21 protein-coding genes and 1 pseudogene are annotated in these 22,038 nt (G+C 57.1%); 10 read left to right on the forward strand and 12 right to left on the reverse strand.

From position 1 onward, the window contains the following. Positions 1-100 precede the first annotated feature (100 nt). A complete protein-coding gene (locus tag ENTHG_RS13160; RefSeq protein WP_081653625.1) occupies positions 101-1,015 on the forward strand; it encodes a LysR family transcriptional regulator in 915 nt (304 codons plus the stop codon). An 85-nt stretch (positions 1,016-1,100) separates the two neighbouring features. Here ENTHG_RS13160 and ENTHG_RS13165 read toward each other — a convergent pair whose 3' ends face one another. Continuing rightward, on the reverse strand, positions 1,101-1,880 hold the full coding sequence (locus ENTHG_RS13165; protein WP_044180368.1) for an L-threonylcarbamoyladenylate synthase: 780 nt from the start codon (positions 1,878-1,880) through the stop codon (positions 1,101-1,103). A 374-nt stretch (positions 1,881-2,254) separates the two neighbouring features. Here ENTHG_RS13165 and ENTHG_RS13170 point away from each other — a divergent pair, with 374 nt between their 5' ends. The 3 genes from ENTHG_RS13170 to ENTHG_RS13180 all read left to right on the forward strand — a co-directional run bounded on the left by ENTHG_RS13170 (position 2,255) and on the right by ENTHG_RS13180 (position 4,577). Beyond that, positions 2,255-3,607, forward strand: a complete 1,353-nt coding sequence (locus ENTHG_RS13170) for a 3-isopropylmalate dehydratase large subunit (RefSeq protein ID WP_044180369.1) — start codon at positions 2,255-2,257, stop codon at positions 3,605-3,607. 10 nt (positions 3,608-3,617) lie between these two features. Then, on the forward strand, positions 3,618-4,139 hold the full coding sequence (locus tag ENTHG_RS13175; RefSeq protein ID WP_237567482.1) for a LeuD/DmdB family oxidoreductase small subunit: 522 nt from the start codon (positions 3,618-3,620) through the stop codon (positions 4,137-4,139). Between the two features lie 99 nt (positions 4,140-4,238). Continuing rightward, positions 4,239-4,577, forward strand: coding sequence for a nitrous oxide-stimulated promoter family protein (locus ENTHG_RS13180; RefSeq protein ID WP_044180373.1), 339 nt, complete (start codon positions 4,239-4,241; stop codon positions 4,575-4,577). 59 nt (positions 4,578-4,636) lie between these two features. Here the strand turns inward: ENTHG_RS13180 and ENTHG_RS13185 are convergent, their stop codons facing one another. Together ENTHG_RS13185 and ascF are read right to left on the reverse strand one after the other, a co-directional pair. Further along, on the reverse strand, positions 4,637-6,061 hold the full coding sequence (locus ENTHG_RS13185) for a 6-phospho-beta-glucosidase (protein ID WP_044180375.1): 1,425 nt from the start codon (positions 6,059-6,061) through the stop codon (positions 4,637-4,639). Between the two features lie 15 nt (positions 6,062-6,076). Beyond that, positions 6,077-7,522, reverse strand: a complete 1,446-nt coding sequence (gene ascF, locus ENTHG_RS13190) for a PTS cellobiose/arbutin/salicin transporter subunit IIBC (RefSeq protein WP_044180377.1) — start codon at positions 7,520-7,522, stop codon at positions 6,077-6,079. Positions 7,523-7,776: 254 nt separating this feature from the next. On the opposite strand from ascF, the gene ENTHG_RS13195 reads away from it, so the two are divergent. Beyond that, positions 7,777-8,787 (forward strand): LacI family DNA-binding transcriptional regulator, encoded by a 1,011-nt coding sequence (locus ENTHG_RS13195; protein ID WP_044180379.1) that lies wholly within the window; start codon positions 7,777-7,779, stop codon positions 8,785-8,787. A gap of 39 nt (positions 8,788-8,826) precedes the next feature. Here ENTHG_RS13195 and norW read toward each other — a convergent pair. Next, positions 8,827-9,961 (reverse strand): annotated as a pseudogene (norW, locus tag ENTHG_RS13200) (NADH:flavorubredoxin reductase NorW). Then, a complete protein-coding gene (gene norV / locus ENTHG_RS13205) occupies positions 9,958-11,400 on the reverse strand; it encodes an anaerobic nitric oxide reductase flavorubredoxin (RefSeq protein ID WP_044180381.1) in 1,443 nt (480 codons plus the stop codon). Before norV ends, norW begins: the two are co-directional and overlap by 4 nt. Before the next feature lie 179 nt (positions 11,401-11,579). On the opposite strand from norV, the gene norR reads away from it, so the two are divergent. After that, positions 11,580-13,100 carry a nitric oxide reductase transcriptional regulator NorR gene (gene norR, locus ENTHG_RS13210; RefSeq protein ID WP_044180384.1) on the forward strand — a complete coding sequence of 507 codons (1,521 nt, stop codon included), beginning with the start codon at positions 11,580-11,582 and terminating at the stop codon, positions 13,098-13,100. Here the strand turns inward: norR and gutQ are convergent. From gutQ to srlA, 7 genes are all read right to left on the reverse strand, one after another. Beyond that, the gene (gene gutQ / locus ENTHG_RS13215; RefSeq protein ID WP_044180387.1) at positions 13,097-14,059 is read right to left on the reverse strand and encodes an arabinose-5-phosphate isomerase GutQ; all 963 of its coding nucleotides are present in this window, start codon (positions 14,057-14,059) and stop codon (positions 13,097-13,099) included. The two genes, norR and gutQ, sit on opposite strands and share 4 nt — an antisense overlap. Next, entirely contained in the window at positions 14,052-14,825 is a 774-nt protein-coding gene (gene srlR, locus ENTHG_RS13220) for a glucitol operon DNA-binding transcriptional repressor SrlR (protein WP_044180389.1), read from the reverse strand. Before srlR ends, gutQ begins: the two co-directional genes overlap by 8 nt. A 70-nt stretch (positions 14,826-14,895) precedes the next feature. Beyond that, positions 14,896-15,252 (reverse strand): transcriptional regulator GutM, encoded by a 357-nt coding sequence (gene gutM, locus ENTHG_RS13225; RefSeq protein ID WP_044180391.1) that lies wholly within the window; start codon positions 15,250-15,252, stop codon positions 14,896-14,898. A 107-nt stretch (positions 15,253-15,359) separates the two neighbouring features. Further along, positions 15,360-16,139: a sorbitol-6-phosphate dehydrogenase gene (gene srlD / locus ENTHG_RS13230; protein WP_044180393.1), complete on the reverse strand. Its 780-nt coding sequence runs from the start codon at positions 16,137-16,139 to the stop codon at positions 15,360-15,362. Positions 16,140-16,148: 9 nt separating this feature from the next. Further along, positions 16,149-16,511 carry a PTS glucitol/sorbitol transporter subunit IIA gene (gene srlB / locus ENTHG_RS13235; protein ID WP_044180394.1) on the reverse strand — a complete coding sequence of 121 codons (363 nt, stop codon included), beginning with the start codon at positions 16,509-16,511 and terminating at the stop codon, positions 16,149-16,151. 9 nt (positions 16,512-16,520) lie between these two features. Then, positions 16,521-17,495, reverse strand: coding sequence for a PTS glucitol/sorbitol transporter subunit IIB (gene srlE, locus ENTHG_RS13240; RefSeq protein WP_044180395.1), 975 nt, complete (start codon positions 17,493-17,495; stop codon positions 16,521-16,523). Next, positions 17,492-18,055 carry a PTS glucitol/sorbitol transporter subunit IIC gene (srlA, locus tag ENTHG_RS13245; RefSeq protein ID WP_044180396.1) on the reverse strand — a complete coding sequence of 188 codons (564 nt, stop codon included), beginning with the start codon at positions 18,053-18,055 and terminating at the stop codon, positions 17,492-17,494. Before srlA ends, srlE begins: the two co-directional genes overlap by 4 nt. A gap of 259 nt (positions 18,056-18,314) precedes the next feature. Here srlA and mltB point away from each other — a divergent pair, with 259 nt between their 5' ends. From mltB to ENTHG_RS13265, 4 genes are all read left to right on the forward strand, one after another. After that, positions 18,315-19,412 (forward strand): lytic murein transglycosylase B, encoded by a 1,098-nt coding sequence (mltB, locus tag ENTHG_RS13250; protein WP_044180397.1) that lies wholly within the window; start codon positions 18,315-18,317, stop codon positions 19,410-19,412. A 225-nt stretch (positions 19,413-19,637) separates the two neighbouring features. Continuing rightward, the gene (locus tag ENTHG_RS13255; RefSeq protein WP_044180398.1) at positions 19,638-20,303 is read left to right on the forward strand and encodes a metal ABC transporter ATP-binding protein; all 666 of its coding nucleotides are present in this window, start codon (positions 19,638-19,640) and stop codon (positions 20,301-20,303) included. Beyond that, positions 20,300-21,163 carry a metal ABC transporter permease gene (locus ENTHG_RS13260; RefSeq protein ID WP_044180400.1) on the forward strand — a complete coding sequence of 288 codons (864 nt, stop codon included), beginning with the start codon at positions 20,300-20,302 and terminating at the stop codon, positions 21,161-21,163. The genes ENTHG_RS13255 and ENTHG_RS13260 overlap by 4 nt, the downstream gene beginning before the upstream one ends. Further along, positions 21,160-22,035 (forward strand): metal ABC transporter substrate-binding protein, encoded by an 876-nt coding sequence (locus tag ENTHG_RS13265; RefSeq protein ID WP_421957796.1) that lies wholly within the window; start codon positions 21,160-21,162, stop codon positions 22,033-22,035. The genes ENTHG_RS13260 and ENTHG_RS13265 overlap by 4 nt, the downstream gene beginning before the upstream one ends. The last annotated feature ends 3 nt before the right edge of the window (positions 22,036-22,038 follow it).

Consider the following 22,038-nt stretch of genomic DNA (forward strand, 5'->3'; position numbering starts at 1 on the left):
TTCCACCAGCATAACGTTGTCGTATTAAAAGATATGCTTGACCAGCACACCGCTTTGGGGCACTAATTATCTGATTTAGTGGCCATGTACAGGTAGCGAAGTGGAAAAGGTCGAGAATTTAATCCCGATGGTGGTTTTCGCGCGCGTCGTCGAAACGTTAAGCTTTACCGAAGCCGCTTTATCTTTAGGAATGTCTAAATCCTCCGTCAGCCGCGATATTGCTATCCTGGAAAAACGCATAGGCGCAATGTTGCTCAAGCGGACTACGCGCAAAATTGAGATTACCGAACTCGGGTTAAGCTATTATCAACATTGTTTTAAAATTTTAAATGAATTAAGGGCCGCGGAACGTTTCATTAAAGAATATTACGAAGAGCCTACCGGGACGATTAAGATTCTGGCACCTGTTACCTTCGGCAAACAGTACGTTGTGCCAGCGTTGAACGCCTGGCTTGGCCGTAATATGCTGGCTAATGTCGATCTTGATTTATCGGATAAAAAAATTGATATCAAAGATAGCCAGTACGATCTCGCTATTATCATTTCCCAGGACACCCCGACTCACGAGCAGACAAAATATCTGTGCGCTATCCAGTGGGGACTGTACGCTACGCCCGAATATGTGGCGAATTTAAAGCCGATCATAACGCCACACGACCTGCCTTCGCACAACTATATTCTTTTTCGCGGCGTCGCCCGCACGGTCTCGCTGACATTCAGAAAAGAGAAACAGAACATAAGCATTGATGTCCCCAGCCGTTTTCGCAGCAATAACAGCGTGGCGCTGGTCGATATGGCGCTGTCAGGGTTAGGCATTGCTTATCTGCCCAACTATATTGCTCGCGAATTTCAGGTGACCGGCAGGCTGGTCAGGCTTCTGCCCGGCTGGCAGATGGACGAATATAAAGTCTGGCTGCTGTCGAAGTCGAGAAGTACGATTTCGTCTGGCATCACGCGTTTTAGCGACGAACTGCAGCAGCGCATCGCCGCGGCGGAAGCTAAAGAAAACCGTTAATATCCAGATTCCCCTGGCGGTGCCAGCGCCAGATTTTCGCCGTGTCGCTAAAACTAAATGTTACCGCCGGCACACCCTGAATCAATTAATAATAATCACCGTGCCGGTAATCCCAGGTATTAAAGTGGGACGACATGAAATTAATGATTTTATTCACATCAAGGCCTTTGCGAATCAGTACCGGGCAGGGCGTTATTTTTCTCGCGCCCGCCTGCTCTGGCACCAGTTGACCGGCATTATCCACCATTGAAACCATTACCCCCTGCTCATAGCGGCTGTCTGCGGTTTCGTCAGGTTGAACAGATTTCACATAGTCATTGGCGCAGATAATTAAATCAGCGCGTTCTTCGATTCGCTCGCCGATATACTCAACCATCCCCCGGTTACCTTGTCCTGACGGGTTAGCGGAGCTGGCGAAAGAAAACTTATGATGTTTTTCCCACAGCGCTTTAGCGATCGTTTCACCGGGCTTGCCAAACTTAATGACGAAGCAGCTGGTCTGTCGGCCATCCATCATTAACGCTTTCAGGCCGTCATCCGGTAATTTCTCCATGGCGTCTTCACGCCACGGCAAAATACAGCCAAGCAAAATATCGGCATCCCAGTGGCTCTGGTAAAAGGCCTCAATTTCTGGGTTCATCAGCGCCAACGCTTTCAGCTGTTCCATACTGCCGCACAGCACCACGCCCGGTTTATTACGGTTACGCTGTTTCGCTTCGAATTTACGCTCAAGGCCTTCCTTATCGGACGTCATAATGATGTAGCCGACTTTTGTCGGGCAGACAATCATTCCCCCTTCGGCGCTTAATATACCCAGCGCTTCCTGCTGAACATGTCCATTCCAGTTTACTTTTTTATTGATCATATTTTTTCCCGCCTGTCTGGTGTCAAAGAAGTGAACTGAGCATCTGTTTTTCAGCACCCTGGTGCAACGCATGGGCTAATTTTTCGGCGATTGTTTCACTGCTGGAACAATAAAATTCTATTTTTGGCAAATCACGCTGCTACGTGAATTTCGGTACGCGTTTGTGGATTAATGCGTTACCAATATAAAAAACAGGCACCGCGTGGGCTGTTCCCGACAGGAGAGCGACAATGAAGTTGATACGAGTCGATCTGCGCGACTCCCCTTTTAAGCAACACTCCACACATACAGTGCAACTAACACGACGATGGAAAAATTACAGGGATGCTTTTTCTTTTCCTGTTATTTTTTTAAATAAAGCAGAAGGAAATACGATGAAATTTCATCAGGATGGTTGTACGTCAGAAAACAGCCCCACGCCAGGTATGACATTAACTGAAAAGATATTTGCCCGCGCCAGCGGTCGTGAAACGGTGTCACCGGGTGAAGTGATATTTGTCAAAGTCGATGTGTTAATGTCTCATGACCCTTGTACACCTGGCATCGCCAGCGTATTTAAAAAAGAGTTTGGAGAAGACGCTAAAGTCTGGAATGCCGATCGCTTTATTATGATACCAGACCATTTTACTTATTCTGCCGACCCGCAGGCGAACCAGAATATTCGCGTGATGCGTGAATTTGCGCAGCAACAGAATATTACCCACTTTTACGATGTCGGCACGCCGGAATATAAAGGCGTGTGCCATATCGGGTTGGCGGAGGGGGGGCATACCCGTCCCGGCGAAGTCTTGCTGGGGACCGATTCACACACCGTAACGGCAGGCGCTTTCGGCACTTTCGCCATTGGCGTTGGCATCACCGACGGGGCGTTTGCGCTGGGGACCGGTGAAATTCCGCTGATGGTTCCGGCAACCATCCGGGTCAATTACACCGGCAAAAAGCCACGCAGCGTACAGGCAAAAGATTTAATTCTGGTATTAATGAAAGAGCTGGGCGTGGCGGGTGCTACCTATAACGCCATTGAATTTGGCGGCAACGTTATTGATGAATTATCCGTCGAAGAGCGAATGACCCTCTGCAATATGGTGGTAGAGTGCGGGGCCAAAAACGGCATTATGGTGCCGAACCCGGCCACCCTTGCTTATTTAGACCAGAGGACGCGCATTCCCTTTACCGTTGTTGAGCCGGATGCCAGCGCGGTCTATGAACGCGTCATTACTATCGACGTTTCCGCATTAACCAGTATGGTGGCGCGCCCCCATTCGCCCGATAACGTCTCGGCGATTCACGAACTGGAACATGTGGCGATATCCCGGGCCTATATCGGTTCCTGTACCGGCGGCAAAACCGAGGATTTTATTGCGGCGGCAACGGTGCTGCATGGCAAGAAAGTCGCTATTCCCACGTACGCCGTCACCGCCACCAAAGAGGTGTTTCATAACCTGATTACCACCAGGGTCGGGGGCGTATCGGTCTATGAAATCCTCACTCGCGCAGGGGTTCGGTTATCGGCAGAGTCCGGCTGCGCCGCCTGCTGTGGCGGCCCTGCCGACACGTTTGGGCGCGTTAACGACCCGATTAGCGTGATTTCCACCACCAACCGAAACTTCGTTGGCAGGATGGGGCATAAAGGCGCAATGATTTACCTGGCGTCGCCCTATGCCGTTGCCGCCGCTGCGATTAGCGGCGCTATTACTAACCCGGAACGGTACTTAACAAATGACTAATGGAACGGTAATGCGCGGTAAAGTTTACGTGTTGGGCGATAACATCGATACCGATCAGATTTTAACCGCCGAATATTTGAAGGTGAATCCGGCGTCGCCGGAAGGGCGCGCTGAACTGGCGTCGCTGGCGATGTGCGGGCTGCCGGAAGGCTCCGCTCCTTTTATCGACCCGCAGACTAACCGGGCAGGGTATGACTTTATCGTCGCCGGTAAAAACTTCGGCTGCGGCTCTTCCCGCGAACATGCGGTGGTCGCGCTGGGCGCGTCGGGCGTGAAAGCGGTCGTTGCGCACTCTTTTGCGCGGATATTTTTCAGGAACTGTGTTTCAACCGGTCAACTGATGCCCGTGTCATTGCAGGCGGGTAGGGATGTCGAGGGGTTGAAAACAGGCGATACGATTGAGATCGATCTGGCAGCGTGTCGTATCGTCACCGATAAAGGCGTTGTCGCAACGGCACCCATCGGGGAGTTAGCGAACATTGTCGCCGCTGGCGGTTTGTTCGCCTATGCCAGGCAAACAGGTAAGGTGTAGTTGCCCCCATCATTCCTGTACGTTCTGCGGTGGTGAATCGTCTGTTTTGCCCGTAAAGATAAAGATGTAAAATAGCTGCATCTTTAAGAGGGGCAGGGTATGAACGGTAAACGAATCAGGCGCGAAAAACTGACCATCCGCAGGATGATCGCCCTCTATCAGCAGCGCTGCCCGCAGGCGCTGGCGGACAGGGAACATTATCAGGCGCTAAACGACTATGCCGACAAACGGCTGGATAAATGCGTGTTTGGTGAAGAGAAGCCCGCCTGCAAGCAGTGCCCGGTGCACTGTTACCAGCCTGCAAAGCGTGAAGAGATGAAACAGATTATGCGCTGGGCGGGGCCGCGAATGCTCTGGCGGCACCCCATTCTTACCGTACGTCATCTGATTGACGACCGCCGCCCGGTGCCGGAACTGCCGGAAAAATACCGCAAATAATAGCGACGCGGGAAATATCCCCGGATGCGGCATTAAACCGCCGCCTCCGGGGAAACCGCTTAATCCAGGTCCGCGCCGTTGCTGGCGATGACTTTCTTATACCACCAGAACGATTTTTTACGCGTGCGCGCCAGCGTGCCGTTGCCCGCATCGTCACGGTCAACATAGACAAAGCCGTAGCGCTTACTCATCTCGCCGGTGGAGGCCGCCACCAGGTCGATACAGCCCCAGGTGGTGTAGCCGATAACCGGGATGCCATCTTCAATGGCGTCGCCCATCGCGCGGATATGCTCCCGCAGATAGCTGATGCGATAATCATCTTCGATTTCACCAGCGGCGTTGAATTCATCTTTCGCCCCCAGCCCGTTTTCAACCAGGAATAGCGGCTTCTGGTAGCGGTCATACATCATATTCATGGTGATGCGCAGGCCGAGCGGATCGATGCCCCAGCCCCATTCGCTCACCTGAATATGCGGGTTGCGCAGGGATTTGACGATATTCGCCGCCGAGGTGTTTTGCGCGTTCATCTCTGCTGAGGCGCAGCGCGAGGCGTAATAGCTAAAGGAGACAAAATCGACGGTATTTTTGAGGATCTCGTCATCGCCCGGCTCTTTGGCAATGCTGACCCCTTTTTCCCGGAACACCCGCGCCGCGTAGGCCGGGTAGGTGCCGCGCGCCTGCACATCAATGAAAAAGAGGTTTTCACGATCTTTTTCCAGCGCCGTCCACACATCTTCCGGCTTGCAGGAGTACGGGTAAAAGTTGCCGCCCGCCAGCATGCAGCCCACCTGGTTTTGCGGGTTAATTTCGTGCGCGATTTTGGTGGCCAGCGCGCTGGCGATCAGCTCATGGTGCGCCGCCTGGTATTTCACCTGGTCCTGATTTTCACCCTCTTCAAACACCAGCCCGGCCCCGGAGAAGGGACTGTGCAGCATGATGTTGATTTCATTGAAGGTAAGCCAGTATTTCACCAGCCCGTCAAACGCGTCAAAACAGGTCCGGGCGTAGCGGGTGAAAAACTCCACCATCTTACGGTTGCGCCAGGAGCCATATTCGGTGACCAGGTGCATCGGCACGTCGAAGTGGCAGAGCGTTACCAGCGGCTCGATATTGTACTTTTTGCATTCGGCGAAAACGGCGCGATAAAAGGCGATGCCCTCTTCATTCGGGGTGAGCTCATCGCCGTTTGGATAAAGGCGGCTCCAGGCAATGGAGGTGCGAAAGACGCTAAAGCCCATCTCCGCCATCAGGGCGATATCCTCTTTATAACGATGATAGAAATCGATCGCCTGATGGCTGGGGTAGTACTCGTCATCGCGCAGCGTAAAACGCTTTTGCTGGCCGAGCTTCACCGCCAGCCGGTTCGCGCCGTGAGGGATCATATCAACGGTGGTTAACCCTTTACCGCCTTCCCGATACGCCCCTTCCGACTGGTTGGCGGCAAGCGCGCCGCCCCATAAAAATCCTTCTGGAAATACAGACATGCGTTGCCTCGCTAGTTAAATCTGTGCCGCGTTGACCGTGGCGGCTTTTGTCGCCTGCGGTTTCTTCGCCTCTTCTTCTACCGGAATATCTTCAAAGCCCAGCAGCAGCGTCAGCACGAAGGAGAGCACCACCGCCAGCGCCATGACCCCAAACACCCACACGATGGTCATCGGATTGGCCGGGTCGAAGAACTGCACGCTGGTGAACAGCCCCGGCGCCGCCATCGAATGGCTGGCCAGCCCGGCTATTCCTGCCACCGCGCCGCAGACAAAGCCGCTTATCAGGCTGGCAATCAGCGGGCGTTTCAGCCGCACCGCCACGCCGTACAGCGCCGGTTCAGAGATGCCTGCCATAATGGCGGAGGCCGCCGCCGCCAGCGCCGTCTGGCGCAGCTCCGGGTTTTTGGTCTTCCAGGCGACCGCCAGTGAAGAGCCGCCTAGCGACAGGTTGGCGCCAATTTCAGACGGCATTACCATCCCCTCTTTGCCGGTTTCGGCAATGGTCTGAATGATAGTCGGCGTAAAGACGCGGTGCATACCGGTCATTACCAGCAGCGGCCACAGCGCGCCCATAATGGCGACGGAGAGCCAGCCCAGGTAGCCGTGAATGGTATAAACCAGCGCGGAAATCGCGCTACCGATCCAGATCCCCAGCGGCCCAATCAGTAAGATAGCCAGCGGGGCGGCAATCAGCACGATCAGCATCGGCTTGAGGAAGTTTTTGGTGACCGCCGGGGTGATTTTGTCTACCCAGCGTTCGATATACGAGAGGCACCAGGTCATGACCAGCGCCGGGATCACCGTGTAGGTGTATTTCACCGCCGTCACCGGCACCAGCGCGAACTCGACGTGCTCGCCCTGCGCGGCCTTCGCCATCAGTTCAATAAAACTCGGGTGCACCAGCACGCCCGCGATAGCGATGGCCAGCGACATATTGGTTTTGAATTTAATGGCCGCCGAGGCCGCCACCATCAACGGCAGGAAGAAGAATGCCCCGTCGCCGATGACCGTCAGGATCGTCAGCGTTGACGAGCCTTTCGGCAGCACGCCGGACATCTCCAGCACCATCGCCAGCAGTTTGACCATCGACCCGCCGATGATCGCCGGGATCAGCGGCGACATGGTGCCGATCAGTGCGTCCAGGATGCCCGCACCAATACGCTTCAGCGTCAGTTTCTGCTTGCCGACCGGCTGGGCTGGCTGCATATCGCCGGGCAGCAGCGCCACCACTTCGCGATACGCGTGGGAAACCGTATTGCCGATGATCACCTGGCACTGGCTGTCGTTACGTACCACGCCCATCACGCCGCTGATGCTTTTCAGGGCAGGGCTGTCAACGAGGCTGTCATCTTTCACCACAAAGCGCAGGCGCGTCATGCAGTGGGTGACAGCCGCGATGTTCTCCACACCGCCCAGCGCGTTAACTACCGAGCTAGCCAGCGCCGCATAATTCTTCGACATCGGGTTTTATCCTGTTTAATCAATAAGGTGCGTTTTCATCCCGCCTGTAAGAGGGGCGGGATGAAACATGAAATAGGAAACCGGTTCCACAAAAGAATGATGAGTTTCACTGAGGTAAACAAGACATGATTTATGGAATTTTGGTGTTTTGTGATGGCTATCACTTATGAAAATGAGCCGTTTTTTCTCCCGCTGCGACATTTTCTGCCGGGTGAAGTAGACTGCGTGTCATCGAAATCAAACGGATAGACAACATGACCACAATGCTTGAAGTGGCGAAGCGGGCAGGGGTGTCGAAGGCGACGGTCTCGCGGGTGTTATCTGGCAACGGCTACGTCAGCCAGGAGACGAAAGATCGCGTCTTTCAGGCCATTGAAGAGAGCGGCTACCGGCCTAATCTGCTGGCGCGCAGCCTGGCGACCAACAAAACGCAAACCCTGGGGCTGGTGGTCACCAATACGCTCTATCACGGCGTCTATTTCAGCGAACTGCTGTTCCATGCCGCGCGGATGACGGAAGACCAGGGGCGACGTTTGATTCTGGCGGATGGTAAACACAGCGCCGAAGAGGAGCGGGACGCCATCCAGTACCTGCTGGATCTGCGCTGCGACGCCGTCATTATCTATCCCCGTTTTTTGAGCGTCGACGATATGGACGCCATCATTAAAAAACATCCGCAGCCGATTATGGTGCTGAACCGTCGCCTGCGTAAAAACAGCAGCCACTGCGTCTGGTGCGATCAAAAAGCCTCCAGCTTTAACGCCGTCAGCCAGCTGATTGAGAGAGGGCACCGGGATATCGCCTTTATTACCGGCTCGCTGGATTCACCTACCGGTATTGAACGCCTCTCCGGGTATAAAGATGCGCTGGCGAAGAGGGATATCCCCTTACGCAACGCGCTGATCGCCGAGGGCAAATGGTCCCCCGAAAGCGGCGCGGCGGCGGTGGAGACCCTGCTTGGCCGCAAGGAAAACTTCACCGCACTGGTGGCCAGTAACGACGATATGGCGATCGGGGCGATAAAAAAACTGCACGACAGCGGCGTGCGGGTGCCGGAGCAGGTGTCAGTCATTGGTTTTGATGACATCGCCATCGCCCCGCACGTTATTCCGGCGCTTTCCAGCGTCAGGATACCGGTCACCGAGATGATCAAAGAGACCATTGAGCGCCTGATTTTTATGCTCGACGGCGGCGATTTTCACTATCATCCGCCGTTTCTTGGCGAGCTGATTGCACGCGATTCGCTGATTTCCGGCCCGGCGTAAGTGGCCCGGATAAGGCGTTACGCCGCATCCGGGAAACGTTCATACCGCTAACGTTTTCAGCAGGGCGAAGGCCTCTTTCATCCGCGCTTCGCTGACCACAAAGGCGCGCAGTTGCCCGTCGTCGTCTGTCCCTCTGGCAACCATACCTTCGGCCTGGGTTACGATCTCCCAGCGCAAATCGCGCCGCTGCGTCTCGCCAGCCAGATGTAATGGCATGTCCGGCGTTTTGACTTTGACCAGTATCGCAGGCAGCTTAAGCGGGGCGCTGCCGCCGAGCAGATTTTTCGCCAGATACATGGCGCTGAGCTGTATCGGTTGCAGGAACGGCAGCACCTTGCCGTTAATCTCCGCGCAGTCGCCGAGGGCGTAAATATCCGGGTGGCTGGTGCGCAAGAAACTGTCGACGCAGACGCCACGGTTAACGGCCAGCCCGGCGCGGCTGGCAAGGGCTGTTTCCGGGCGCAGGCCGGTGGCGGCAATCACCGCATCCACCTCAATGCTGCGCTGGCGATCAAGCGTGGCGCGAATGCCGGTGGCGGTTTGCTCAAGCCCCAGCAGCCGGGATTTCAACAGCAGATGAATCCCCATCTCCGTAAAGCAGTGCTGTAAGCGACTGCTCACTTCCGGCGGCATCAGCGAGGCGAGCACGCTGGCTGCGTTATCGATAAGCGTAACCGCCTTGCCCGCACGGCAAAAAATCCATCGCCAGTTCGCTGCCGATAAGCCCGCCGCCGACAATCAGCACCCGCCGGGCATCATGCAGCTGCGCTTCACAGGCGCGGTACTCTTGCTGGCTGTTTAAAGTGAGCATTAACTCACTTCCTGGAACCGGCGGGACAAAGGCCGATGCGCCGGTGGCCAGCACCAGACTCTGATACTGCCACTGCCTGTCCTGGCTTTTCACTACGTGGGCGTCGGCATCAATGTCGGTCACCCGGGTATGCGGAAACAGGCGCAGGTTGAACTGTTCGGCAAACTCACCCGCCGACTGGCGGGTCAGGTCATCGGCGCGCTGCGCCTGGCTAATAACGTGGCTGAGATCGGGTTTGTTGTACTCGTCCATGCTATCTGCGGCAATCAGCGTCAGCGGCAGGCTGGCATCCTGTTTACGGATATTTTTTACGAGCTGGCGGGCGGCAAAGCCCGAGCCAATTATCACTATGCCTGCGCTCATACCGCCTCCGTCGCCAGTTGGTCGAATACCTCTTTTCCCAATGAACATTCCGGACAGAGGAAATTATCCGGTACGTCGCTCCACGGCGTGCCCGGTGCGACATCCTGCATCGGCTCGCCTTTCTGTGGGTCATAAATCCACTGGCAGACGCTGCATTGCATGCAAGGGCCGAGGTCAGCAGCCACGGGGGCGCTAACCGGAGCGGTTTCTGCGGGTGCAACGGGTGCGGTTTCCGGCAGGGGAGCGAGCGCCCACTGGCGGGCGATTTCGCGCCCGTGTTCACGGCACAGCGCCAGCGCGTCGAGATCCGGTCGCCATTTCGCTTTCAGGCTGAGCGACATCTCAAAGCCCGCATCCTGTAAACGGGTGGATAAACGGTCTACCGCGCCGCCGCTCCAGCCGTGGGAGCCGAAGGCGCTGGCGCGTTTATTACGAAAACGCAGGCCGGTCATCTCTTCCACCAGACCGGCAATTTTCGGCATCATCACGTTGTTCATGGTCGATGTGCCCACCAGCACCCCTTTGGAGCGAAACACGTTGGTGAGAATTTCGTTTTTATCGCTGCGGGCAACGTTGAAAATTTTCACCGCCACGCGCGGATCCGCTTCCGTAATCCCCTGGGCGATAGCGTCGGCCATCATGCGGGTGTTATTGGACATGGTGTCGTAGAAAATAGTGATGCGATCTTCCTGGTAATCCGCCGCCCATTTCAGGTACAGCTCGACAATTTGCGTTGGGTTGTCGCGCCAGACCACGCCGTGGGAGGTGGCAATCATCGACACCGGCAGATTAAAGTCGAGGATCTCGGTGATTTTCGGCGTTACCAGGCGGCTGAACGGGGTGAGAATATTGGCGTAGTAGCGCTGGCACTGTTCAAAAAGCTCCGCCTGGTCAACCTCATCGTTGAACAGGTGTTCATCGCAGTAGTGCTGGCCGAAGGCGTCGTTGCTGAACAGCACCGCGTCGCCGGTCAGGTAGGTCATCATGCTGTCCGGCCAGTGGAGCATGGGCGTTTCAACAAAAATAAGCTGTTTGCCGTTGCCGATATCCAGCGTGTCGCCGGTTTTGACCACATGGAAGTTCCACTCCGGGTGATGGTGGTGGCCGTTAATGGAATCGATAGCGTTAGCGGTGCAGTAGATGGGCGTATCCGGGATATGGCTCATCAGTTCGGTGAGCGCCCCGGCATGGTCCTCTTCGGCGTGGTTGATAATGATATAATCCAGCTGTGACAGATCAATTTCGCCGCGCAGGTTCTGCACGAACTCACGGCTGAATTTATGATCGACCGTATCGATAAGCACATTTTTCTCTTCACGAATAAGATAGCTGTTGTAGCTGCTGCCGCGCAGGGTCTTATACTCCGTGCCGTGAAAATCACGCACTTCCCAGTCACGTTGACCAACCCACTGAATATTATTTTTCACCTGAATAGCCATCTTGTTTACCTGTTCTGTTTTCAAAAAGATGAATGAGCTATATCAAGTAGCGTGCCAGTTTTTATCCTGCTGATTTAAAAAGGAATAACAATTTATAACCCTTGATGAGTAGTCAAAATGACTGTCATTTTTACTGTCAGTTTGACAGTATGGGGTGTCAAAATGACAGTGAGGTAACTATGCGTTTTTCCGTGGACAGGCTGGCGCGCATTGCCATTGAACTCCAGAGCGGCATTGGCCATGCCGACCGCTTCCAGCGGCTTATCACCACCCTGCGCCAGCTGCTGGGCTGTGACGCCTCGGCGCTGCTGCGTTATGAAGCGCGGCAGTTTATTCCGCTGGCAATCGATGGCCTGGCGCCGGATGTGCTGGGACGGCGCTTTTCACTGGAAGGGCATCCCCGTCTTGAAGCCATCGCCCGCGCCGGTGATGTGGTGCGCTTTCCCGCTGACAGCAGCCTGCCTGACCCTTACGACGGCCTTATTCCCGGCCAGGAGAGCCTGAAAGTTCACGCCTGCGTCGGGCTGCCGCTGTTTGCCGGGCAGAGCCTTATTGGCGCGCTGACCCTCGACGGTATGGCACCGGATCAGTTCGATGCGTTCAGCGATGAGGCGCTGCGGCTGGTGGCGGCGCTGGCGGCCGGCGCGCTGAATAATGCCCTGCTGATTGAGCAGCTTGAGAGCCAGAATATCTCCCCCGGCGTGGCGACGCGCTTTGGCCAGGAGGCGCGCAGTGAGATGATTGGCCTGTCGCAGGGGATGGCGCAGCTTAAAAAAGAGATAGAGATTGTCGCCGGTTCCGATCTCAACGTGCTGATAAGCGGTGAAACCGGCACCGGCAAGGAGCTGGTGGCGAAGGCGATTCATGAGAACTCCCCCCGCGCGGCGGACGCGCTGGTCTATCTTAACTGCGCCGCCCTGCCGGAGAGCGTGGCGGAAAGCGAGCTGTTCGGTCACGTAAAAGGCGCCTTTACCGGCGCTATCAGCAACCGCAGCGGTAAATTTGAGATGGCGGACAAAGGCACGCTGTTTCTGGATGAGATTGGCGAACTGTCGCTGGCGTTACAGGCCAAGCTGCTGCGGGTTTTACAGTATGGCGATATTCAGCGCGTCGGCGACGACCGCAGCCTGCGGGTAGATGTGCGTGTGCTGGCTGCCACTAATCGCGACCTGCGTGAAGAGGTGCTGGCGGGGCGTTTTCGCGCTGACCTGTTCCACCGCCTGAGCGTGTTTCCCCTTTCCGTGCCGCCGCTGCGGGAGCGGGGGGAGGATGTGGTCGTGCTGGCGGGCTATTTTTGCGAGCAGTGCCGCCAGCGCTTAGGGCTTGAGCGCGTAGTGCTCAGCCCCGCCGCCCGCTCTCATCTGCTGGCGTACCGCTGGCCGGGTAATGTGCGCGAGCTGGAACATGCGATTCATCGCGCCGTGGTGCTGGCGCGAGCCGTGGAAAGCGGTAATAAAGTGGTGCTGGAGCCGGGCCATTTTGCCCTGACCGATGCGCCGCAAGCGGCGGAGCCTGCCACCACCGTCTCGCCGCCTGTCGGTACGCAAAACCTGCGTGAAGCGACGGACGCCTTCCAGCGTAACGCCATTCGCCAGGCGCTGGCGCAGAGCCAGCATAACTGGGCTGCCAGCGCGCGGCTGCTGGAGATGGATGTCGCCAACCTGCACCGGCTGGCGAAACGCCTCGGGCTGAAAAGCTAAATAATGCCTGCCTGGTAAAACGCCTGCAGGTTGATAGCCCCCACCAGCTTGCCGCCGTCATCCACCACCGGGGCGGCGGAGATCTTGCGCTTCATCAGCAGCTCTTTGGCGTCAATGGCGCGGCTCTGCGCGTTAAGCGTCAGCCCGCCCCGGGTCATCGCGGCGCTGACTTCCGCATCAAGGCCGCCGCCTGCCACCAGCCAGCGGCGCAGGTCGCCGTCGGTAAAGACGCCGCAGACCTGCTCGTTTTCATCGCACACCGCCACCAGCCCGAGCCCGGTACGGCTAAGTTCGAGCATCGCATCCATTACCGTGGCGGTAATACGCACGTTGGGCACCTCTTCTTTACGCATCAGATGGTGCACTTTATTAAGCAGCCGCGCCCCCAGCGCGCCCGCCGGATGAGAGCGGGCGAAGTCCTCTTCGTTAAAGCCGCGGGCCTGCATCACCGCCATCGCCAGCGCGTCGCCAAGCATCAGGGTGTTGACGGTGCTGGAGGTGGGGGCCAGCAGCATCGGGCAGGCTTCGCGCTCCACGGAGATATCCAGCACCGCATCCGCCGCCAGCGCCAGCTGGGAGAGGGGCTTGCCGGTCATGGCCAGCAGCACCACCGATTTTTCCTGTAGCTGGGGCAGGATCAGCTCCAGCTCTTTCGCCGAACCGGAGTAGGAGATAAACAGCATGACGTCGCGGCTTTCTATCATTCCCAGATCGCCATGCAGCGCTTCCGCCGCGTGGACAAAAAAGGCCGGCGTGCCGGTGCTGGCGAAGGTGGCGGCAATCTTTTTACCGATATGGCCTGACTTGCCGATACCGGAGACAATCACCTTTCCCTGACAGCGGATAATAGCGTCGGCGGCGCGTAAAAAGGCGTCATTCAGCCGGTCCGGCAGGCGGCTGGCTTCCTGCAATTCCAGCAGCAGCGTCTGCCGGGCGGTGTTCAGTAAAATGTCATTCATGTTTTTCTCCTGCCACAATCACTTCGATTCCTTTCTCTTCCAGGGCGGCGCGAAAATCGGCCGGGATCCCGGCATCGGTGATCAGTTTATCCACGCTCTCCAGGCTGCAAACAATGTTGGGGCTTTTGCGGCCAAATTTGGAGGAGTCCGCCATCAGGATCACTTCCCGCGCCGCGTTACACATGGCTTTACTGACGGTAAACACCTCGTTGAAGGTGGTGACCCCGGCGTTGAGATCGATGCCGTCGGTGCCCATAAACAGCTTGTCAAAGCTAAAATGGTCGAAAGCGTTTTCCGCAAGCTGGCCGTGAAACGAGGCGGATTTCTTACGAAAGGTGCCTCCAGGCATCAGGATCGTCTGCTCGTTATCCAGTTCGGAAAGGGCGTTAACAATGTGCAGACTGTTGGTCATCACGGTGATGTTGTTGAAATGGCTGAGCAGGGGCACCATTTGCAGCACCGTACTGCCCGCGTCCAGAATGATGGAGTCGCCGTCCTGAATAAACCCCACGGCGGTTTCGGCGATAAGCCCTTTTTGCTGGGTGTTGATTAAGGTTTTATGGTCAATGGGTGGATCGGCTTCATCTTTATTCAGCACGACGCCGCCATAGGTGCGGATCACCGCGCCGGCGTTTTCCAGCACCACTAAATCCTTGCGTATAGTGGTGCCTGTGGTGTCGAAGTGCGCGGCCAGCTCCTCCACTGAACATTTCCCCTGCTTTTGCAGATGCTCAAGGATCGCTGCCTGCCGCTGACGTGGTTTCATGGGCGCTTGTTTCCTGCGTTAAGTTGCAAAATGATAATTTCGCAAGCTAATAGCGTTCACAACGAAATTATCAATGTTTCATTTTAAGCGCTAATGATAGAGCATTCCGACAGCCCGGATCATGGGGAAAGATCACATCAGGCTCTAATTCCTGCCGCGGCAGACCGATTAATTGGTTGATTTTCGCCGGGCGGGCAAAAACCGTCAGGCCGCGCATCAGCAGGGTATCGCTGACCCGATCGTTCTTGTCAAACGCCACGGCGAGAACCACGCGCGGCTTAAAGCGCCCGCCAGCGCGACCGACGCCGACGCGCCCCTTCTGGCACAGCGCGTCAAAAGCGCGATTAAACTGGCGGATTTGCCAGCCGCCGAACGCTATCTGGCAGAGCCAGGCGATAGCGGCGAGGGTGATGAGCGAGGAAACCATATTTTCTCCTTGTTATCGCGTTCTGCTGGACTTGCATAGCCCGGATAAGACGAAGCCGCATCCGGGAAAATCCCGGATGCGATTACGCCTGCCCAGGCTACGTTGGCTTAAAACATTACTTGCCCACCGGTGATATTGATCGACTGCCCGGTGCAGTAAGAGGCTTTCGCGCTTGCGTAAAACAGCAGCACATCCAGCACATCCTGATAGTCACACCCGCGTTTCAGCGGCACCTTATCAATGTAATGCTGTTCAACGTGTTCCGCGGCAATGCCCAGCTTGCTGGCGTACTGCGGAATAAGCGACTGGAACATCGGCGATTTCAGCAGGTTGCCCAGCATCAGGGAGTGAACGGTAATGCCATATTCCGCCAGATCCAGCGCCAGCGACTGGGTCAGGCCCACGCCGCCAAACTTCGCCGCGCTGTAGCCGGAGTTGTGCTTACTGCCCACTTTGCCCGATTTGGAGTTGATCTGGATAATGCGCCCCTGAATGCCATCGCGGATCATCAGGCGCGAAAACTCGCGGGCGCACAGGAAATAGCCCACCAGATTAACCTGTAGCGAACGGTCGAAGTCCCCAAGCTGGACATCGCTGATAAACGCCGCTTTGGCGATACCCGCGCTGTAAACCAGCAGATCCACACGGCCAAAAATCTCATCCACCCCGCGCGACAGCGCCAGCACGCTCTGCTCGCTGGTGGCGTCGGCGCCGAAACCGTACGCCATCCCTTCGCCATACTCGGCGTTAATTTCCTGGGCGACGCTTGCCGCTTTATCGCTCTGAATATCCACTACCGCTACGCGGTACCCCTCTGCGGCCAGCCCACGGCTCAGGAACGCCCCAAGGGTTTGTCCTCCACCAATGACTACGGCAACCTGTTTCATACTTTCTCCTTAAGCAACAAATTTCAGTGTGCAACCGGGGCGAATGCCTTCCGGTACATTACCCGCGACGTGTACCGTACCGGGGTACTCCGCCTGGGTTTGTCCGTCGAAACGCAGGGTGATATGCCCCAGCTCGCGTAAATTTTCTTCCGCCACCTCGCCAACGGCGGTGACCGGGTAGGGGTGGCCGTCCAGCTCAAACTGCGCGCCCGCCGCAAGCGAGCCGTTAAGCTCGCCGTGACAGTGGATAAAACAGAACTCGGCGACGTCCGCCGGTGCGCCTTCCCGAAACGTGATCAGCATCCGATCGCTAAGGGCCTCCTGCGCGCAAGCGCCGATGTCGGTAATGGTGGTTTGATAAATCACGCTCATAACAACCTCTTATTGATAGATAAAGCCGGAGACAAACCAGGCGATAAGCACCGTCGGCGCACCGGTCAGGAAGCGGCTTACCAGCACGGAAGGCACGCCGACGCGCACGGTATCCTGACGCGCTTCCGCCAGTGACAGACCTACGGGAATAAAGTCGCATGCCGCCTGGGCGTTAATCGCAAACAGCGCGGGCAGGGCGAGGTGCGGGGGGATATTGCCCTGGCCTATCTGCACGCCAATCAGCACGCCGATAACCTGCGCAATGACCGCGCCGGGGCCAAGGAACGGGGACAGCAGCGGGAAGGAGCAGATCAGCGCCAGCGTCACCAGACCCAGCGGATGGCTGGCAAGCGGGGCCAGGCCGTGGGCGATCCAGTCGCCAAGGCCGGAAGCCATAATGATGCCGATTAACGCCGACACGAAGGCCATAAACGGCAGGATGGTTTTCAGTACCGTGTCGATGGTGTCGCGCCCGGCCTGGAACAGCACCGCCACGGCGGAGCCCATTCCCATGCCGACTTTCGCCAGCAGTCCATCGCTCTGTTCAGTAATCTTTTTACTGGCGTCGTATTCACGCGGGGCAGGCTTCGCGGTTACGGCCGCCTTCGCCGCCGTTTCGCCATCCTGCCAGGAGATGTTTTCCTCTTTTACGCCGGAGACATAGATATCCTCCAGGATGTACTGGGCCAGCGGGCCTGACTTGCCGGTCGCGTGAATATTGATGGTGGGGATACGGCGTTTCGGGTAGATCCCGCAGCGCAGCGTACCGCCGCAGTCGATCACCGCGACGCCAATTTCGTTCTCTGGCGGTTCGCCCTCTTTAAAGCCGTCCACCGCCTGCCAGCCGGTCATCTGCGCCAGCTTGTCGACGATGGCCGGGCGCGTGCCTGCGGTGATATAGACGATTTTTTTGTTCTCAGCGCTGTCGATTTCCAGCGGGCCGCCCCAGCCGCCCGTGCCTTTCTCAATTACAATGCGGCTCATGATGTCGCTCCTGCCAGACGAACGTTTTGTTCAAGCTGAATGCCCATTTTCTTTTCGAATATTGACGTGGTGAGGTCGGTAACCCAGCCACGGAAGAAGTTGGTCACAAGGCCTACCAGCAGGTAGCTGACCGCCAGTGGCCCCAGCGGCAGGCCGAGCGTGGTCAGGCCATTGGCGATGCCTAAATAGACAAACAGTTCGCCGGGGTTGATATGGGGAAACAGGCCGTTCATGGAGTGGCAGCTGTAGGAGGCCGCCGCGTAGTAGCTGGGCTTATATTTTTCCGGCATAAACCGGCCAAGGCTTAAGGTCATCGGATTACAGAAGACAAAGGTTCCCACGCACGGCAGCAGCAGGTAACGGGTCACAGGATTGCCTGCGCAACGCTGAGCCAGCCGCTCGATACGGTGCTGACCAATAAAGTTGATCAGGGCGTTCATGATAACCAGCAGGCTTATCAGCAGCGGCAAAATCCCGGTTACCATCCCGGTAAACACTTCCCCGCCTTTCTGAAACAGCCCAATGAACCATTCGGCGCCATGGGTAATCGTTTCTATCATTGTTCTCTCCTTCAGGGTTTCACGTTGTTGTAAAACTGGGGCTTATAATAATCACTTTGAAAGGTATAAAAGTGTTATTTAGGTCTCAATATGAAAGATAAAACAATCATTGTGAAAGTTTTTGTTGCGAGTAAGAGTGTGAAGTGAAAAAAACAGCGGCTGATCGAGTGAAAGGGAAGAGAACGCAGCGCTTACTTGTGCTGGCGCGCATGCTTTACCATAATTCCCCCTGGCTGAATAAATGTTAAATGGATGTCTCATGTTTAAGCGTCGTTACGCAGCGCTCCTTCCCGCGCTAGTTCTTCTTGCCGCCTGTAGCAGCAAACCTGAAAACGGGCAGCAAACCGCCTCCGCGCCTGCGCCTGAAACGGTGGGCAAACCCACGGGCGGATTTTTACTCGAACCCCAACACAATGTGATGATGACCAGCGGCGATTTCGCCAATAACCCTGCCGCAGAACAGTTCATCAACGATATGGTCAGCAAGCACGGCTTCGATCGTCAGCAACTGCATGAAATTCTCTCCCAGGCGAAGCGGCTGGATTACGTGCTGCGCCTGATGGACCGCCAGGCTCCCACCGGCCCCGCGCCAACCGGGCCGAACGGCGCATGGCTGCGCTATCGCGGGCAGTTCATCACCCCGGATAACGTGCAGAACGGCGTGGCCTTCTGGAACCAGTATGAAGACGCGTTAAACCGCGCATGGATGGTTTACGGCGTGCCGCCGGAAATTATCGTCGGCATTATTGGCGTGGAGACCCGCTGGGGCCGCGTGATGGGCAAAACGCGCATCCTCGATGCGCTGGCGACGCTGGCGTTTAACTACCCTCGTCGTGCGGCTTATTTTTCCAGCGAGCTGGAGACATTCCTGCTGATGGCGCGCGATGAAAACGACGACCCGCTGGATCTGAAAGGCTCCTTCGCCGGCGCGATGGGCTACGGGCAGTTTATGCCTTCCTCCTATAAACAGTACGCGGTGGATTTCAACGGCGACGGGCATATCAACCTGTGGGACCCGGTGGACGCTATCGGCAGCGTAGCGAACTACTTTAAAGAGCACGGCTGGACGAAAGGTGACCTGGTGGCAGTGCCCGCTACGGGCCAGGCGCCAGGGCTGGCGAACGGCTTTAAAACCAACTACAGCGTCGCGCAGCTGGCGGCAGCCGGTCTGACGCCGCAGCAATCGCTGGGCAACCATCAGCAGGCCAGCCTGCTGCGCCTCGATGTCGGCACCGGCTATGAGTACTGGTACGGCTTGCCGAACTTTTACACCATCACCCGCTACAACCACAGCACCCATTATGCGATGGCGGTGTGGCAGCTGGGTCAGTCAGTAGCGCTGGCGCGTATTCGCTAAACCACTGCCCCTTTGCGAAAAGGGGCAGAAACATTTCAACGCATTCCCGCTAAAAATTCCGTTTACATCATCTGCGCATCTGATTATTGTTATGTTATAACATAATGATTGTGTGGTGGTGATGGATATAACGCTCTTCTCCTGCGCCAGCGCGACCCGGCTCGTTCTGGCCGCCGCGCTGCTTATAACCCTGTGGCTGCTAACGGGCTGGTCGGTGGCGCTTTCATGATTGAACTGGATCATCTGGTGGCGGGCTACGGCGCGCGCGCGGTCACGCCAGCCTTATGCGGCACGCTGGAACGCGGCAGCATGACGGCCATCGTCGGCGCCAACGGCTGCGGCAAATCAACCCTGTTGAAAACGCTGGCGGGCATCTTAACGCCGGTGAGCGGCACCCTGCGCTGGCGCGCCTCCCGGCCCGTTATCGGCTGGCTGGCGCAGCGGCAAACCCTGGATGCCGGTTTCCCCGTAACGGTGCAGGATGTGGTCAGTATGGGCTGCTGGCCGCGGGTTTCTCTCTTTTCCGGCCTCAACCGCCAGGCGCGCCATCAGGTGGCGGCGGCGCTGGAGAGAACCGGCATGCTGGCGATGGCGAAAGCCACTGTCGACACGCTCTCCGGCGGACAGTTTCAGCGGATGCTCTTTGCCCGGCTGTGGCTACAGCAGGCGCCGCTGGTGATGCTGGATGAACCCTTCACCGGCATTGATGAGGCGACCACGCATCTGCTGATGGCGCAAATGGTGGAGATGCATCGCCAGGGGCAAACCCTTCTTGCGGTATTGCACGACAGCGAACGGGTAAGGCGCTTTTTCCCCCAGACGCTACGTCTTGATGGCGAGCAGGCGTACTGGGGCGCAACCGACAGGTTGAATGAGGCGCGACCGGCATGATCTGGCATCTCTTTTTCCAGCCGTTTATCGAGTTCGGCTTTATGCGCCGCGCGCTGGTGGTCTGCCTGGCGCTCTCTGTCAGTACCACCGCGCTGGGGGTTTTTTTACAGCTGCGACGGATGAGCCTGATGGGGGATGCGCTCTCTCACGCCATTTTGCCAGGGGTGGCGGCGGGCTACTTGCTCAACGGCATGTCGCTGCTGGCAATGAGTCTCGGCGGGTTTATTGCCGGCGTTATTGTGGCGCTGGCGGCGGGGTTAATCAGCCGCCGCACGCCGCTTAAAGAGGATGCCAGCTTCGCCGGGCTCTATCTCGCCTCGCTGGCCCTCGGGGTGACGCTGGTTTCACTGCGCGGCTCCAGCGTCGACCTGCTGCACCTGCTGTTTGGCTCGGTGCTGGCGGTGGATAGCGACGCCGCGCTGTTTGTTGCGGGCGTCGCCAGCCTGACGCTGCTCTCGCTGGCGCTATTTTATCGCGGCCTGGTAAGCGAAGCCTTCGACAGCGACTTTTTGCAGATTAATGCCCCGCGCCTGCCGGTACTGTTTCACAGCCTGTTTCTGGCGCTGCTGGTACTTAACCTGGTGGCCGGTTTTCAGGTGCTGGGCACCTTAATGGCGGTAGGGGTGATGATTCTTCCGGCGGTGGCGGCGCGCTGTTGGGCGCGAACCCTGCCCGGCCTGCTGCTGTTCGCTGGGGTGACGGGCGCGTTTTGCGCATGGCTGGGGTTAAGCCTCTCCTGGGGGGCGGGGCTGCCCGCTGGTCCGGCGATAGTGCTCACCGCCAGCGGCGTTTTTCTTATTTCCATTTTATTCGGCGTGCGCAGCGGTTTACGCGCACAGTTAACAGGCAAGGAGACATGATGAAAAAAGTAATTCTGGCGCTGGCGTTGGGGCTGATGGCGCAGGGGGCAGTGGCGAAAACCCTTAATGTGGTCGCCAGCTTTTCCGTTCTGGGGGATATTGTCGCTGAAACCGGCGGCGATCGTGTGAAAGTGACCTCGCTGGTAGGACCGGATGGCGATCCGCACACCTTCGAGCCCGGCGCCAGGGATAGCGCGATGCTGAATAAAGCGGATGTGGTGGTGGTTAACGGCCTGGGCCTTGAGGGCTGGCTGGACCGGCTGATTAAGGCCTCCGGCTTTAAGGGCGTTGTGGTGGTCGCCTCAGACGGCGTCCAGACCCACACGCTTGAAGAAGACGGTCAGACCGTCACCGACCCGCACGCCTGGAACAGCGCGGCAAACGGCGCGCTGTACGCCAGGAACATTCTGGCGGCGCTGATCAAGGCCGATCCGCAGGATGAAAAAGCGCTAAAGACGACGGGGGAGGCATACATCACGCAGCTGCAGCAGCTTGATAGCTGGGCGAAAGCGCAGTTCCGCCCGATACCGCCGCAAAAACGCAAAGTACTGACCAGCCACGACGCATTTGGCTATTTTGGTCGGGCCTACGATGTCACTTTCCTCGCGCCGCAGGGACTCTCGTCCGAAAGCGAGGCCAGCGCGCAGCAGGTGGCTTCGTTAATTAAACAGATTAAAGCGGACGGCGTGCACAGCTGGTTTATTGAGAACCAGCTCGACCCGCGTCTGGTCAGGCAGATAGCCGCGGCAACCGGGGCGCAGCCGGGCGGCGAGCTCTATCCGGAAGCGCTGAGCGCGAAGGGCGGCGAGGCCGACACCTATGCAAAAGCGTTTCGCCATAACGTCACCGTCATCGTCAACAGCATGAAATAACTC

It is taken from the genome of Phytobacter massiliensis JC163 (assembly GCF_000321045.1).
Taxonomy (GTDB): domain Bacteria; phylum Pseudomonadota; class Gammaproteobacteria; order Enterobacterales; family Enterobacteriaceae; genus Phytobacter_A; species Phytobacter_A massiliensis.